The following is a 15403-nucleotide window of genomic DNA, read 5'->3' as shown; positions in this document are numbered from 1 at the left end:
GGCTCCGGCGGGAACTGAACAGGTAAGGCTGAGAACACGCGAATGAGCAGCGCACGCATCCTCATCACCGGCGCCGGCGGATCCGCCGCCTACAACTTCCGGGACGCGCTCGCGGTCGCCGGAAACGACTACGAGGTCGTCGGCACTGACGTGAAGCCCTTCCACCTCGAACTCCTCGACGTCGAGGCCAAATACCTGGTCCCGCCGGTCAGCGACCCCGGGTACGCCGACGCGATCAACCGCGTCATCGAGGCCGAGCGCATCGATTTCGTGCACCCGCAGCCGGACGTCGAGGTCGGCTACCTCGCGGAGAACCGCGACAAGCTGAACGCGCCGACGTTCCTGCCGGACGCGCGCGCGATCGCGTTGTGCCACGACAAGATGGCGTTCAACGCGCACATGAAGGCGAACGGCGTCTCGGTGCCGGAGGCCATCAAGATCGACTCGCCGGACGACCTCAAGGGCGGGCTCGAGGAGCTGCTGAAGATCAACCCGCGGGTCTGGCTGCGCGCCATCCGCGGCGCCGGCTCCCGGGGCAGCCTCCCGATCAACTCCTTCTACCAGGGCGACGCCTGGATCGACTACTGGCGCGGTTTCCGCGGCCTCGACTACGGCGACTTCATGGCCAGCGAATACCTCCCGGGCGAGGAGTTCGCGTGGCAGAGCCTGTGGCACGAGGGCGAGCTGATCACCTCGCAGGCGCGCTCCCGCATCGAGTACATCTTCGGCAACCTGACCCCGAGCGGGCAGAGCTCGTCGCCGTCGGTGGCCAAGACGGTCAACCGCGACGACGTCAACAAGATTGGCGAGTCCGCGGTGCGCGCGGTGTCCGACAAGCCGCACGGCGTGTTCTGCGTGGACATGAAAGAGAACGCCGCCGGGGTGCCGATGGTCACCGAGATCAACGTCGGCCGCTTCTTCACCACCAGCAACTTCTTCGCGCACGCCGGGCTGAACATGCCCGACATGTACGTCCAGCTCGGCCTCGGCAACGAGCTGCCGGAGCGCCCCGAGGTCTACAACCCGCTGCCGGACGACCTGTACTGGGTCCGCATGATCGACATGGGCTACAAGCTGGTCAAGGAAGGCGAATGGGCCTCGAAGCGGATCTGACCGGGCGGAAGGTGCTGGCCTTCGACTTCGACGGCACGCTCTTCCGGCTGCCGGTCGACTTCGGCGGGCTGCGCGCCGAGCTGGGACTGTCCGCTGAGGACAAGCTCGGCGAGCTGTTCCAGCGCTGGCTCGACGAGGGCGACACCGCCCGGCTCGACGTCGTGACGCGGTTCGAACGCGCCTCCGTGGCGCAGGGCGAATTCACCGACGGCGCGCGCGAACTGCTGGCCGAGCTGCCCTCCAGCTACCAGCTCGCGGTGGTGACGAGGAACTCACGGCTGTGCGTCGAGGACGCGCTGGGCAACCTCGCCAGGGGCCTGCACGTCATAGGGCGGGAGGACGTCCGCCGGCTCAAGCCGGATCCCGAAGGCGTGACCGCGGTGCTTCGGCACTTCGGCGCGGCCCCGGAGGAGGCGGTGCTCGTCGGCGACACCTTCCACGACGTGGAGGCCGCGCACGCCGCGGGCGTGCTCAGCGTGGTCGTGCGCAACGACTCGCTGAAGTTCCGTCCCGAAGGTGCGGACCGCTATCTCGGGACGCTCCGTGAACTGCTGCCCGCACGCGCGGGCTGAAACCCCATGGTTGGTACCGTCGATAGTGGTCACCAGCCCCATTCGAGAAGGAAGTGCCGGGTAGACATGGCTGTGCAGGACAAGCTGAAGGAAGTCTTCATCGACGCTCTCCAGCTCGACGACGGGGTCGACGTCGAGAACCTGAAGTACCGCGACATCGAGGCGTGGGACTCGGTCGGGCACATGGCTCTCATCGCGGCGATCGAGGACGAGTTCGAGATCGAATTCGACACCGACCAGGTCATCGACATGAGCAGCTTCAAGGTGGCCGTGGACATGGTCAAGGAGCTGCAGGAGAAGGCGTGAGCACGTTCGAGGGCAAGGTCGCCCTGGTCACCGGTGGTACCAGGGGCATCGGCCTGGCCACCGTCCAGGCGCTCGCCGAGGCCGGGGCCACCGTGGTGCTCACCGGCCGCGACGAGACCGCCGCCAAGGAAGCCGCCGCTTCGGTCGGGCCCTCGGTCAGCGGCCGCGCGCTCGACATCACGGACGCGAAGGCCGTCGCCGCCCTGGTCAAGGAAGTGACCAAGGAGCACGGCAAGCTGGACGTCGCGGTCGCCAACGCCGGGATCATGGAGGGCGGCCTGCTCGGCATGATCCGCCCGGACGATGTAGACCGCACGCTGTCCACGAACGTCGCCGGCACGCTGCACACCGTGCAGGCGGCCGCGCGAGCCATGATGCGCAAGAAGACCGGCGCGATCGTGGTGCTGGCCTCGGTGGTCGGCGAATACGGCAGCGCGGGCCAGACGGTCTACGCGGCCTCGAAGGCGGCGGTCGCGAACATCGCGCGCTCGGCGGCGAAGGAACTCGGCCGCTCCGGCATCCGGGTCAACGCGGTCGCGCCCGGCGTGATCGAAACCGCCCTCACCGAAAGCCTGAGCGAGGACGCCCGCGCCTCGAACGTCGCCAAGACCCCGCTCGGCCGTCTCGGCCAGGCCGCGGAGGTCGCGGCGGTGATCCGGTTCCTGGCGAGCGACGAGGCGTCGTTCGTGACCGGGCAGGTTCTGGGGATCGACGGAGGCTTGGTGCTGTGACTCTGGTGGGTGCGGGTTCCCGGCTGGTCGACGTGGCCGGGGGCCGCACGCTGGACGACGCGGAACTGTCGGCCGAGGTCAGCCGGAAGACCGACGCGCTGGCCGCGCTGCCGGTCGGCGTCGTTTTCGCGCGGATGTCGGTCGACCTCGACAGCGTGCTGACCTACCTCGGCGCGTTCGAGGGCGGCCGGGCGATCGCGCTGATCGACCCGGCGTTGGACGCCGACGTGCTGACCGGGCTGGTCGAGCGCTTCCGCCCGGCCGCCGTGCTCGCGGCGTCCGGCGACGCTCCGTCCGGGTACACCACCCGCGGCTCCGACTGGGTGCGCGATTCCGCCGAGGGCGTCGAGCCGCATCCTGACCTGGCCGTGCTGCTGCCGACCAGCGGATCCACTGGAAATCCGAAGCTTGTCCGGCTGTCTCGCGAAGGGCTGCTGGCCAACGCCGAGGCCATCGCGCAGGTGCTCGAAATCGACGCGGACGAGGTCGCTCCGACCTGTCTGCCGTTGCATTACAGCTACGGGCTTTCGGTGCTGAATTCGCATCTCTTGCGCGGTGCAACTGTGGTTATCGAACAGTCTGGCGTTTTGGGTCGCGGATTCTGGGACGCGGTGAAGGAACACGGCGTGACTTCGCTGTCCGGCGTGCCTTATCACTACGAAATGCTGCGCCGGCTCAAGTTCGATCCGGCGAAGTATCCGACCCTGCGGACGCTCACTCAGGCGGGCGGGAAACTGCGGGACGAACTGGTCGCCGAATTCAACGACAAGATGCTCGCGGTCGGCGGCCGGATGTACGTCATGTACGGCCAGACCGAGGCGTCGCCGCGGATGACCACGGTGCCCGCGGAGCGGCTCGCGGACAAGATCGGCTCGGCCGGTCCGGCGCTGCCCGGCGGCGCGTTCGCCATCCGCCGCGACGACGGCGAGGAAACCACGCATCCCAAAATTGTCGGTGAGGTCCTTTACCGTGGACCCAACGTGATGATGGGTTATGCCGAGGACGAAGCCGGGCTGAGCGCGGGCGACGAATACGGCGGAACGCTGGCCACCGGGGATCTCGGGTATCTCGACGACGAGGGGTACCTGTACATCACCGGCAGGCTCAAGCGGATCGGCAAGGTGTTCGGCAACCGGGTCAGCCTGGACGACCTGGAGCAGGCCGTGCGCACGGCCGCGGTGGGCATCGACGTGGTGGCCGCAGTGGCGGCGGGCGACAAGGTCGTGCTGTTCGCCGAACTGCCCGAGGGCGACGGCGCGAAGGCGATCTGCAAGGACGCGTCCCGGGCGCTGGCGGAGCGGTTGCACCTGCACGCCAGCGGGTTCGACGTGCGTCCGATCGACACGGTGCCGCTGCTGGCCAGCGGCAAGATCGACTACCGGTCGCTGGAAGGACGGGTATGAGTGTGTTCACGCGCTCGCAGGCGGAGCGGGAGGCGGCGCTGCTCCCCGAGCTCGCGGAGCTGACCGCGCACCACCGGGCGAACTCGCCCGGGTACGAGCGCATCCTGTCCTCGCTCGGTTTCGCGCCGGACGCGTCGTTCGGCTCGATCGCCGACCTGCCGTGGCTGCCGGTGCGGATGTTCAAGACGCACGACCTGAAGTCCATTCCGGACGCCGAGGTCTTCAAAACCCTCACCTCTTCAGGAACCACCGGGGCCGGTGCGTCGCGGATTTACCTCGACAAGGAAGCGGCGGCCGCGCAGACGAAGCAGCTCGGCGCCACCCTGCAGGAGGTGCTGGGCGGCGAGCGGCTGCCGATGCTGATGGTCGACACCATCGGCATCATCAAGAACCGCCGGTCGTTCTCCGCGCGCGGCGCGGGCGTGCTCGGCATGGCGAACTTCGGCCGCAAGCACACCTACGTGCTGGACGAGAACGACAAGCCGGACGTCGAGGCCGTGCGGAAGTTCCTCGCCGAGTACGGGGACCGGCCGTTCCTGATCTTCGGCTTCACCTTCATGGTGTGGCAGTACCTGTACGAGGTCGCTCGCGAGCACAAGCTCGACCTGTCGAACGGCATCCTCATCCACTCTGGCGGCTGGAAGAAGCTGATCGACCGCGCGGTCGACAACAGCGAGTTCCGCCGCCGGTTCGCCGAGGACACGGGCCTCACCCGGATCCACAACTACTACGGGATGATCGAGCAGATCGGCACCGTGTTCCTCGAAGGCCCGTCCGGGAACTCGTTGTACTGCCCCGATTTCGCCGACGTCGTGATCCGCGACCCGGAGACCTGGGAAGAGCAGCCGGTCGGCAAGCCGGGCGTCATCGAGGTGGTGAGCACGCTGCCGCGATCGTATCCGGGACACGTGCTGCTCACCGAGGATCTGGGCGTCTACAACGGAATCGACGACGGCGACTGGCCGGGCAAGCACTTCTCGGTGCTGGGCAGGCTGCCGAAGGCCGAGGCCCGCGGGTGCTCGGACACGTTCACCGGAGCGGCCGCATGAGTGCGTTGGAACAGCGTTTTCCGCTGGGCGAATCGGTTTCGGTCGACGCGCTGCTGGACGAACTGCGCGAGGAACCGGCCGGCGGCCGGCTGACCGTCGGCGATCCGCGAGTGGTCGAGTTCGTCACCAAGTTCGCGCGCAAGCTGCTCGCGCCCGCGTTGGCACGTCGCTTCCCGGAGCTGGCCTCACTGGGTTTCTTCCTGCGCAAGGGAGAACTCGCCAAGTCACTGTCCACTTTGGAAACCAGCGGTGACTCGCTGCGGTTCCCGCGCGGCCTGGTTTTTCACGTGCCACCGGCCAATGTGGACACCATTTTCGTGTACTCGTGGGCGCTGTCGGCGTTGGCGGGCAACAGCAACGTCGTGCGCGTGTCCTCGCGCTCGGCCGGTGCCGCCGAGGCCGTGCTGGAAGCGCTGAACGCGGCGCTCGAAGATGTGTCGCCGGAAACCGCGGCCACCATCCGGGCCACCCAGCGCATGGTCACCTACGACCGCAGCGACGAGGTCAGCGGCGCGTTGTCGCTGGCCGCGGACCTGCGGGTGATCTGGGGCGGCGACGCTTCCGTCGCGGCGCTGCGGAAGTACCCGCTGGCCCCGCACGCGCGCGACCTCACGTTCCCGGACCGCTCGTCGTTCGCGATCGCGTCGGTGCGCGGCTGGCAGGAAGCCGCGCCGGAGCAGCGCAAGGCCGCCGCCGAGGGTTTCTACAACGACTCGTACTGGTTCGACCAGGCCGCCTGCTCGTCGCCGCGCGCGGTGTTCTGGGTCGGCGATTCCTCGGGCGCGCGGGCCGCCGGACAGGAGTTCCGCGAGCTGCTCGCTCAGGTGCTGGTGGCGAAACAGCACGTCACCGAGCCGGCGATGGCCGTGCAGAAGCGAGTGTCGGCGTACGGCGCGGCGGTCGACGGTCTCGTGTCGTCGATCCGCTTCGACGGCAACGCGCTGGCGACGCTCGAGCTGGCCGATGCCGCGGTGATGCCGCGCGAATGGCTGGGCGCGGGCACGTTCGCGAACGCCTCGGTGGCGTCGCTGGACGAGCTGGTGCCGATTGTGCAACGCAAAGACCAGACGGTGAGCCAGTTCGGGTTCACCCGCGAGGAACTGACCGGATTCGTGACGGCGCTCGCCGGACGCGGGGTGGACCGGGTCGTGCCCTTCGGCTCGGCCCTCACGTTCGCCGGGGTCTGGGACGGCTACGATCTGCTGTCCGAGTTCAGCCGCCTGGTCACGGTGCAGGCCTGAGGAGCTGAGAGGCAGTGACGACCGTTCGTACGCAGAGCCCGGGGGACGACGCCCCGTCCACTGAGGACGCCCCGACCACCGGAAAAGCCCGCAAGTCCACCAAGGCGCGGGTGCTCGACGTCGTGCGCTGGGTCGCCATTCTCCTGGTGATCGGCTTCGCGGCGAAGAGCCTGGCGTCCAACTGGGACGAGTTCTGGCACACGCTGGCGGACGTCGCCTGGCAGTCGTCGGTGCTCAGCCTCGTGGCGCTGATGGTGTCGATCCTCGTGTCCGTGTGGGGCTGGCAGGTCTTGGTCGACCACCTCGGCGGCAAGCCGGTCGGCTACGCCCGCGGCGCGCAGATCTGCCTGGTCGGCTCGCTCGGCAAGTACGTGCCCGGTTCGGTGTGGGCGTACCTGCTGCAGATGGAACTGGGCCGCAAAGCAGGCCTCGCCCGCGCCCGGATCTTCACCGGCTCGCTGATCCAGCTCGGCCTCGGCGTGGTGTCCGCGCTGGTCGTGTCGCTGCTCGCGGCCCCGGCGCTGTTCAGCAACAGCCCGCGCGCGATGTGGCTGTTCGTCCTGATCCCGGTCGGCCTCGCGCTGCTGCACCCGCGCATCCTGACCTGGGGCACGTCGCTGGTCCTGAAGATCCTGCGCCGCCCGCCGCTGGCCGAACCGCTCGGCTGGGGCGTGGTGCTGAAGGCATTCGGCGCGTCCATGGGCGCCTGGGTGTTCCAGGGCGTGCACCTGTGGCTGCTGGCGAACTCGGTCGGCGCCCCCGGCTTCAACGGCCTGATCCTGTGCATCGGCGCGATGGCAGTCGCGATGACGGTCGGCACGTTCGCGTTCATCCTGCCCAGCGGTGTCGGGGTCCGCGAGGTCGCCCAGGTAGCGGTGCTGACGGCGAGCGGCTTGACGGTCGGCCAGGCGACGGCGTTCGCGGTGGCTTCACGAGTGATGTTCACGGTGGCCGATTTGCTGACGGCTGGGTTTGCTGCGCTGGCGGCGAAGATTGCGGCTCGGCGTACGGAAGTTGCTGACGCTGCCTGATTGAGGCTTAAGGAAAGGGAGGCCGCCCGTACTCGGGCGGCCTCCCTTTTTGTATGCACGGTGAGCAAGCTGCTCGTGTTTGAGTAACGAAATCCGGAATCCCGCGGATGATCTCTGTGGGGGGGCAAATCTTTGGCTGAGGTGTGCCCTGGAGCAGCGGGGTGCCCTCAAAGCCGTGGGCGAACCGTAAATCGCACGGGCTCAGCTGCGCCCGCGTTCGGCACCGGAATACGTTTTCAACATCGTGATGAACTGATTGGTTGTTTTTCCTTGACAATCTTGCGGAAAAAGTATGCGAAGCGAAGACCGTGGATGTCTTCCTGGCGATTCTTGCTGACGCTTGGCGCAGTGACGATCGCGCTCGCGCTGGCCATACCGCTCGCACCAGTGCGGTCCGACCAGGTCGACGTGAGCTGGCCGAAGGCTGGGCAACCGGCCGCGTCCACGGTCGCGATGTTCATGCCCTACCGGCCGTTGCAGCTGGATGTCTCGCTGTCCTGTTCGGCGGTGTCGACGGCCGCGGGATCGGCCCCCGTCACGGCGTTCTCTACTTTCCCGCCGGACGCGGACGGTGCGCGCCAGTGGGGGATGTCGCTCGTAGTGCGCGACCAGCAGTTGTTCCTTTCGGTCGCCGACCGCGAACACGCGCTGGGAAAGGCACCGTCCACGGGCTGTTCCTACCGAGTGCACGCCGAAGACCAGCAGTTAGTGGTTTCGGTGGCCGACGGTTCTCAGACCCGGGAACTGACGCGGATCGACGCTCTGGTGCCGCAGGTCGTCGCGTTCGTTACGGACCTGCCGCCCGAGCAGGTGGGTGCGGTCTCGGCACACGCGCAGGCTGACGCGCGATTCCAGACCTCGCCCACTCCGCTCAAGCTGATCCTCATGATCGGCTGCGCGCTGGGAATCCTCGCCTGCCTGATCGCCGGATTCCGATTCTTCGGCACACGCGAGCGGCCCCGCGAGGTCAACGCGGGCAGGCGGCGCGTGGCCGATCTGGTCTGGACCGGGCTGGTCGCGGCCGGGGTCGCGGCGTGGGGAATTCTCGGTCCGCAAAGCGTGGACGACGGCTGGTTCCTCGGCATGCACCGGAACTTCGATGCCGCCGGGTACGCCGGTGACTACTACATGTCCTTCAACGCGGCGGAAACTCCCGCGGTAGGACTGCAGCACTTGTTCGCTCCGCTCTTCCACTTCTCCTGGGCACCGCTGTGGGTTCGGATCCCGGCGATGCTCGCCGGCATCGCGATCTGGGCGCTGGTGCTCGGCATCGTGCGGCTTGTGCGCCGCTACACCGACCGGCCGCGAGTGCCGCATTGGCTGCTCGCCGCCGCGTTCTTCGTCGCCTGGATGCCCGGCGGCGCGGGGCTCCGGCCTGAGCCGTTCGTGGCGTTGTGCGTAGCGGTGAGCGGTTATGCCGCCGTTCGAGCGCATTTGACGAACGCTCCTGCTTGGCTTCTCGTCGGCGCGGTGGCGGCGGGGCTGGCGTTCACCGTCACGTCCACCGGCTTTCTCGCGGTGATCCCGCTCGCGATCGGCCTCGTGCAAACGTGCCGCCGGCTGACCGGCGTGCGTGACCGGGTCGCCCTGGTCGTCCTCGCTCTGGCCGCTATGACCGTCGCGGTGCCGATCGCTTTCCAGGACACGGGTCTCGGCGGCTTCCTCGACTCCGCTGGTGCGCGCTATTGGTACGGCGCGGACCTGAGCTGGTACCACGAATTCAACCGGTACCAGATGCTGCTGGGCGGCGGCATCTCCGACGAGTTCCTGTTCGAGCAGCACCCCATGCGCAGGCTTCCCGTCCTGTTGTCCATCGGGCTGACGGTGATCGTGCTGGCGTTGCGGCTGCGGCACCGGGGCGGGAGCACTTTCTCCGGCCCGTTCGGCTGGCCGTTCGCCTGGTACGGACTCGGCCTCGCGTCGCTGGTGTTCACTCCCACGAAGATCGGTTCGCATTTCTTCGCGCTCGCGTTCTTCACCGTGCTGGTCCTGGCCTTCGGCCTGTCCGGGCTTCCCCGCGCGTTCGCCCGCGAGCACGTCGGCTGGGTCGTCCGGCTCAGCGCGTTGTTCCTCGTCCTGCTGCTGACCAGCGTCTCGTTCAGCGGCATCAACTCGTGGTGGGCCTATGACCGGCTGGGGATGCCCGAGCTGAACAAGAAACTCCTGCACGGCCTCCTCGCCAACCCAGCGCTGATTTTGGTGGCCGGTGTGGCGGCAGCGGGTGTGATCATGCTGATCATCCGCCGGTACTTCGGCCGGGCGCGCGACGCCGCTCCGGGCCCGGTGCGCTGGATCGGCTGGACCGCGGTTGCCATCGCCGGGCTTTCCGTCCTGCTGATGCCTCCGCTCACCGCAGGTCTGCTCGCCAAGGCCGCAGTGAACCAGCACAACCGGGGAGCCTGGTCCACGGTCTCGGCCAATCTCCATTCCGTGACCGGTTCGACGTGCGGTGCGGCCGACGCCATCCGGGTCGACGGCGAGGGCGCCGACCGGCCGCTCAGCCAGGTCCTCGCCGAGCAGGATGGACCGACGCTGGTGGACTGGCCCATTTCCTTCTGGTTCCCGTGCGCGCGGCTTCCCCAGCTCGCCGACGGCCTGCTCGAACCACCGGCGACCGTCGTCGTCGCACCGGGTCCGTACCGCTTCGACGGCGACCTCACGCGCATTGCCAAGCCACACGGCGGCGCGTTCGCCCCGATGACCAAGGTCGCCGCCTACCGTGAACTGCCGTCGCGGCTGATCAACGACCCGGAGCTTTCCGGTCTGCTGCTCGAGGTCGATTACCGGTATCCGGTCGGCGGGTACGACGTCCGAAAGACCACTGCCGATCAGCCTGGCTGGCACCGGGATCCCCCGTACGCCAACCGGGATTACACCGGCCAGGCCCCGCCCTCGTCCTGACCGGGTTCGGGGCGGACTTGAGTGGTCCTGCAGTACTGAAATGGAGGAGGCCGCCCGAACCCGGGCGGCCTCCTGCTTTTTCCGCGCCGTCGGCGGACGTGATCGATTTATCGGTGGCGTTCACCGTCGAGACCGAGAACGACGCGATGGCCGGTCGGACGGGGACCCATTCGGTTGCGGTGCGGCCGAATCCGGCGTGATTCCAGTGGCGGGCTTCTCCAGTTTCGCCAGCTCGACGTTTTCCGTCGGCGTTGGCGGTCAGACGCCTCTTCGAGGTGATGACTCGCGACGGATCGATCAGTGCGTCCGAGCACGACTTGCCGGGAGCGAGGCGAGCACGCTGCCGGTGAACGGCGCAATTTCGGCTGCCTCGCGAGTCAATCTTTTTCGATTGACCAGACTGTCTATCCTGCATGAAACAGCGGCAGGATTCCGAAAAACCCTGCCGCTGGAATCAAATACGCTCAGCGATTCAACTGGTAAATCACCGCGTCCTCATTGCGGTAGACCTCCTTGAGGAACGGAAGCCCGTCCAGTCCGATCAGCCCTTCATTCGCGTACGCGGGCTTCGGCGGTGCGGCCGGGCGGCCGAGGATCACCCAGTGGACGTTGAGCCGCTCAACCGCGGCGCGGACCGCCGGGTTTGTTTCGTAGTCGCGGAAGTGGGCGGCGAGCAGCACCGCGTCCGAAGGCGGGTTGGAGCCGTCGTCGTGGGCGGCGACGGTGCGGACACCAGCGAGCGCGTAGGTCCAAGGCGTGCCGTCGTAGCGGTCGTTCATCGCCCACTGGCCGGGCTTCGCCAGCTTGCCCAGTTCCACCATCGCGCGTTCCTCGCCGGGCGTGATGTTCTGGTTGCGCGGGTCCGGGCTGTGGTAACCGCCAGCGATCACTTCGCTGTTGGTGCGGGTGTAGAGGCCCTTCGTGACGCCGACAAAAGCCAGCAGCACCACCGCGGCGAGCGCGGCTGGCGGAACACGTGAGGGCAGCCGTTCCTTCAGCCATTCGTGCAGCGCCGCGACGCCGTGGCCTGCGATGAACGACAGCGGCACGATCGCCATTGTGATGAACCGGTACGGGTCGTCCCACCACGGCCGCGACAGGGCCATGACCAGCGGCGAGTCCGAGGACGCCACCGCCATGTAGAACAGGCCGGTGATCAGCGCGGTCAGGCCGATCCAGCGCAAGCCGCCGAGTCGGCGGAAGAAAATGAAACCGACGAGCAGCGCCGCCGACAGCCAGATCTGCGGATGCGGTTCGAAGTGCTGGAATCCGAGCAACGCGCCAAGCGCGGTCGTCGCCCGCCATTCGCTCGGCCAGCCGAGGTAGCCCCAGCTGCTTGCCTGTCCCAGTGCGCCGAACAGTTGCATCGACGCCACGAGCACCGACACCGCCGCGATCGGCAGCAGCGCCAGGAGGTCCTTGCCGATCGAACGCCACCGCTCGATCCAGCGCTGCACCAGCAGCGGCCCGGCGAACAGGATCGCGCCGAACAACGCGGAGGAGTGGACGCACAGCAGGCCGATCGCCCCGAGCATCAGCACGAAACCGGTGTCCAGCGCGACCCGGTCGAGGTAGCGGCGCAGGACCACGGCGGCCAGCGGGGTGAGCGCGATGCCCACCAGGAACGGGAACAGCGGCCCGCGGTTCATCGACTCGTACAGGCCCATCACCGGCGCGGCCGACGCGAGCGCGACAGCCCCGGCCAGCACGGCGCGGCCGCGGAACGCCCGCACCATCACCGCGAGCGAAAGCGCCAGCAACCCGGGCAGCAGCGCGGTGTTCACGTCGAGGGTCAGCGGGATCGAGCCGCCGCTGATCGTGTACTGCACGGAGGCGAGCAGGTGGTAGGCGTTGGGGTAGAAGGGCGGTGAACCGTCGCCGTACCAGTTCAGCTTGCTCATGCCGAAGAGGCTGCCGTCGCCGCTTTCGGCGATGTAGCGAATGCCGTTGGCCGCGTACGGCGCGTCGCCGCCTTGGGCGATCGCGCCGAGGTGACCCATGCCATGAACCGCGGTGTAGAACCCGATCGCGATGGCGAGGACGACACACGCGCCGACCGCCCAGTTCGCCCGCGGTTCCCAGGCCCGCGGTTCCGGCTCGTGCGGCCACCGGCGGACGGTCAGCCGCCGGAGTCCGAACGCGACAGCCGCGAAGATCACCGTGGTCAGTGCCAAGGTCCAGGCGTTGAAGGGCAGCCCGATCGCCGCCGTCCACGGACCCGCGAGGCCGGCGATGGCGTAGCTCAGCAGCGGCGTCAGACCGGCGAGCAGCCAGCCGCGCAGACCGGCGGCGACGCCGGTGATGAGCCCGGGGATTCCGAGCACGAGCAGGCAGCAGGCAATGCTGGCTGCCACGGAGAGCAGGGTGGGTTCGCTCGGCACAGTCTTCCTCAGGTCACGGGACATCCGCCGGCCCCCGCCGTGGCGGATTGGAATCGAGGCCCAGACTAGCGGGCACCCATATACACCCGAACGGCTGATGTCGGCGGAGCGCGGCCGCGCGCTTGACTGGAACTGGTGAGGAGCGGTCCGCCAGGGGTCGGCCGGACGGGTGAGGGGCGCGGGAGGCTGGGGGCGCGTGGTTTACGCGGTCGTGGGGGGATGGCTGGCGCTGGCCGCGCTGGTCGTCGCCGCTTGGCGGCGGATCGGACACGACTGGCGGTGGCGCGTCGGGGTTCTTCTTCTCGTTCTCGCGTTTTCGCTGTCGCATCAGCTGTTGTTCGCCACTGCCACCGAGGACGCGTACGTCAGTTTCCGGTACGCGCAGAACATCGCTGACGGCGTTGGGCCGGTTTTCAACACTGGCGATCGCAGCGAAACGTACGCGAATTTCCTCTGGCTCGTCGTGATCGCCTTGCCGCGCGGGGCATTCGGCGCGGAAGTGCCGTCCGCGGCCGTCGTAGTGAGCGGCGCGGCCGCGTTGGCGTGCGTGGTGCTGGCGTATTTCCTCGCCAATCGCATTGCCGCGCTCGCGTTGCCGGACGGGGTCGAGCCCCGGCGAGCGGTCGGAGTCGCGGCGGCGTTGCTGACCGCGGGCGCGAATGGGCTCGCGGTGTACGGGCTTTCTGGCACTGAGCTGCCGATGTTCGCGTTGCTCGTGCTTTGTGTCTCGTACGCGTTGGTGGCGGGCCGGCCGTTGGTCGCCGGGGTGCTCGTGGCCAGCGCGGTGATGACGCGGCCGGAAGGGCTCGTGCTCGCGGTCGTCGGCGCGGGGTGGCTCGTTTTCGCGGCGGCCCGCGGGCGGCACACCTGGTGGGCGCCGGTCGGTTTTGTGCTGGGCGCGCTGGTTTTCCTGGCTCCGTGGACGGCTTGGCGGATCACCTATTACGACCGGTTCGTGCCCGACCCGAGCCTGCCGCCGGGCCCTGATTGGTCGTACCTGGGCGGCTTCGCCTTGGCGCACTTGGGTTTTCTCGTCCCGGCCGTGGTTGTGGCGGGATTGGTGGCGAACCGGGGACGCGCGGCGGAAGCCCGGCCCGCGTTGTGGCTGCTGCTGGCGCTCGCCGTCGGGCACACCGCGTTCGTGGTGCTCTTCGAGGAGGATCCGGGCCTCTCGTGGCGGCTGCTCGTGCCGGTACCGCCGTTGTTGGCGGTCGCCGCCGTGGCCGGATGCGGCGTCCTCACCCCGGTGCCGAGGCCGCGGGCGGTTTCCCGGGCGGTTCCGGCGGTCACCGCGGCGCTCACTGGGGTCGCGGTGGCGGTCTCCGTGCTCAGCCCCGAGGTGCTGGAGCGCGTGCGGGCGTGGAGTACGCAGGGAGCGCAACTGGCTGAGGTCGCGGACTGGCTCGCTCGCTACCTGCCGCCGGGGTCCGTCGTGAGCGCCGGATCGCCGGGGCTGCTGGCGAGCCGCGCCGGTTCACGGGTGCTGGTGGTCGGGCTCGACGCGGAACGCTCGACGCTCGCCGTGCCCGGCCGTTCGGGATACGCCAGCCGCCAGGATTGTGCCGACGACCTGCCCGCCTGGTACCGCGTCGCGACCTTCCGGCGCACCGGGACGCCGTTCTGGATCTCGGTCTACCCGCGCGCCGACGACGCGAGCCGGCTCGTCGACGAACTCGACCGCGCCCCCGACTTCCACTACGTGTCCTGCCCCTGAAGTGTGGCGGAGCCGACCCGCGCGACCTACCGGCGAGAAACCTACGGTCCCGTAGCCTTGGCGCATGGCTGACTTCGTGTACCCGCCCGTCCTGGTCGCCGCGCGGCTGATGTTCCGGCTGCTCGACAACCGCCTCCGGGTGACCGGCGCCGAGCATGTGCCCGCCCGCGGCGGTGCGGTGCTCGCCTGCACGCACGTCAGCTACCTGGACTTCATCTACTGCGGCCTCGGCGCCCGCCCGGCGAAGCGGCTGGTGCGGTTCATGGCCAAGCAGGAAATCTTCAGCAACCCGGTCGCCGGTCCGCTGATGCGCGGCATGCACCACATCCCGGTGGACCGCGCCGCCGGGCAGGCGTCCTACGACGAGGCGGTGGCCCGGCTGCGCGCAGGCGAGGTCGTCGGCGTTTTCCCGGAGGCCACGATCAGCCGCTCGTTCACCGTGAAGGACATCAAGACCGGCGCGGTCCGGATGGCCGCCGAGGCGGGTGTTCCGGTGATCCCGATGGCGCTGTGGGGCACGCAACGGCTCTGGACGAAGGGCCGCCCGAAGGACCTGACCCACCGGCACGTGCCGATTTCGGTGGTGATCGGCGAGCCGATGCGCCCCGGCCCGGACGACTCCTGCGAGGCGCTGACGACGGACCTGCGCGCCCGGATGTCGGAGCTGCTGGAGAAGGCGCAGGCGGAGTACCCGGAGGCTCCGGAGAGCGACGCTGAGCGCTGGTGGATGCCCGCGCATCTTGGCGGCAGCGCGCCGACGCCCGAGGAAGCCGCGGCACTCGACCGCCGCTCGTGAGCGCTGCTCGCGCCCCAATGCCACATTGGGTGCGCTGAACGCACCGAATGCCACTTTGGGTGCGTCGGATGCACCGAATGCCACTTTGGGTGCGTCGGATGCACCGAATGCCACTTTGGGTGCGTCGGATGCACCGAATGCCACTTTGGGTGCGTCGGATGCACC

At 68.6% G+C, this 15403-nt stretch carries 12 protein-coding genes; 11 read left to right on the top strand and 1 reads right to left on the bottom strand.

Translation table 11 applies throughout. The annotated features are described in order from the left end of the window. Window positions 1-42: 42 nt before the first annotated feature. The 9 genes from ACWDNU_RS27025 (at window position 43) to ACWDNU_RS26985 (ending at window position 10347) form a co-directional block, all read left to right on the top strand. Entirely contained in the window at window positions 43-1113 is a 1071-nt protein-coding gene (locus ACWDNU_RS27025) for an ATP-grasp domain-containing protein (protein WP_370932589.1), read from the top strand. Further along, window positions 1092-1685, top strand: coding sequence for an HAD family hydrolase (locus ACWDNU_RS27020; RefSeq protein ID WP_449670951.1), 594 nt, complete (start codon window positions 1092-1094; stop codon window positions 1683-1685). Before ACWDNU_RS27025 ends, ACWDNU_RS27020 begins: the two co-directional genes overlap by 22 nt. 66 nt (window positions 1686-1751) lie before the next feature. Further along, window positions 1752-1991: an acyl carrier protein gene (locus ACWDNU_RS27015; protein WP_344281790.1), complete on the top strand. Its 240-nt coding sequence runs from the start codon at window positions 1752-1754 to the stop codon at window positions 1989-1991. Continuing rightward, the gene (locus ACWDNU_RS27010; RefSeq protein ID WP_449670950.1) at window positions 1988-2722 is read left to right on the top strand and encodes an SDR family NAD(P)-dependent oxidoreductase; all 735 of its coding nucleotides are present in this window, start codon (window positions 1988-1990) and stop codon (window positions 2720-2722) included. Before ACWDNU_RS27015 ends, ACWDNU_RS27010 begins: the two co-directional genes overlap by 4 nt. Then, window positions 2719-4125 (top strand): AMP-binding protein, encoded by a 1407-nt coding sequence (locus tag ACWDNU_RS27005; protein WP_449670949.1) that lies wholly within the window; start codon window positions 2719-2721, stop codon window positions 4123-4125. Before ACWDNU_RS27010 ends, ACWDNU_RS27005 begins: the two co-directional genes overlap by 4 nt. Next, window positions 4122-5174: a LuxE/PaaK family acyltransferase gene (locus ACWDNU_RS27000; protein ID WP_370932585.1), complete on the top strand. Its 1053-nt coding sequence runs from the start codon at window positions 4122-4124 to the stop codon at window positions 5172-5174. Before ACWDNU_RS27005 ends, ACWDNU_RS27000 begins: the two co-directional genes overlap by 4 nt. After that, window positions 5171-6415 carry an acyl-CoA reductase gene (locus ACWDNU_RS26995; RefSeq protein ID WP_449670948.1) on the top strand — a complete coding sequence of 415 codons (1245 nt, stop codon included), beginning with the start codon at window positions 5171-5173 and terminating at the stop codon, window positions 6413-6415. The genes ACWDNU_RS27000 and ACWDNU_RS26995 overlap by 4 nt, the downstream gene beginning before the upstream one ends. Window positions 6416-6429: 14 nt before the next feature. Further along, a complete protein-coding gene (locus ACWDNU_RS26990) occupies window positions 6430-7446 on the top strand; it encodes a lysylphosphatidylglycerol synthase transmembrane domain-containing protein (RefSeq protein ID WP_370932583.1) in 1017 nt (338 codons plus the stop codon). A gap of 348 nt (window positions 7447-7794) precedes the next feature. Further along, window positions 7795-10347 (top strand): arabinosyltransferase domain-containing protein, encoded by a 2553-nt coding sequence (locus ACWDNU_RS26985; protein ID WP_449670947.1) that lies wholly within the window; start codon window positions 7795-7797, stop codon window positions 10345-10347. Window positions 10348-10811: 464 nt separating this feature from the next. Here the strand turns inward: ACWDNU_RS26985 and ACWDNU_RS26980 are convergent, their stop codons facing one another. Then, a complete protein-coding gene (locus tag ACWDNU_RS26980; protein ID WP_449670946.1) occupies window positions 10812-12701 on the bottom strand; it encodes a DUF6541 family protein in 1890 nt (629 codons plus the stop codon). A 223-nt stretch (window positions 12702-12924) separates the two neighbouring features. Here ACWDNU_RS26980 and ACWDNU_RS26975 point away from each other — a divergent pair, with 223 nt between their 5' ends. Both ACWDNU_RS26975 and ACWDNU_RS26970 read left to right on the top strand, forming a co-directional pair. After that, window positions 12925-14442 carry a hypothetical protein gene (locus tag ACWDNU_RS26975; protein ID WP_449670945.1) on the top strand — a complete coding sequence of 506 codons (1518 nt, stop codon included), beginning with the start codon at window positions 12925-12927 and terminating at the stop codon, window positions 14440-14442. 64 nt (window positions 14443-14506) lie between these two features. Next, window positions 14507-15238 (top strand): lysophospholipid acyltransferase family protein, encoded by a 732-nt coding sequence (locus tag ACWDNU_RS26970; RefSeq protein ID WP_370932579.1) that lies wholly within the window; start codon window positions 14507-14509, stop codon window positions 15236-15238. Window positions 15239-15403: the final 165 nt, after the last annotated feature.

This window comes from Amycolatopsis sp. NPDC003676, from assembly GCF_053587275.1.
Note: the sequence above shows the minus strand (reverse complement) of the source record. Positions and strands in the feature narration are given on the sequence as shown.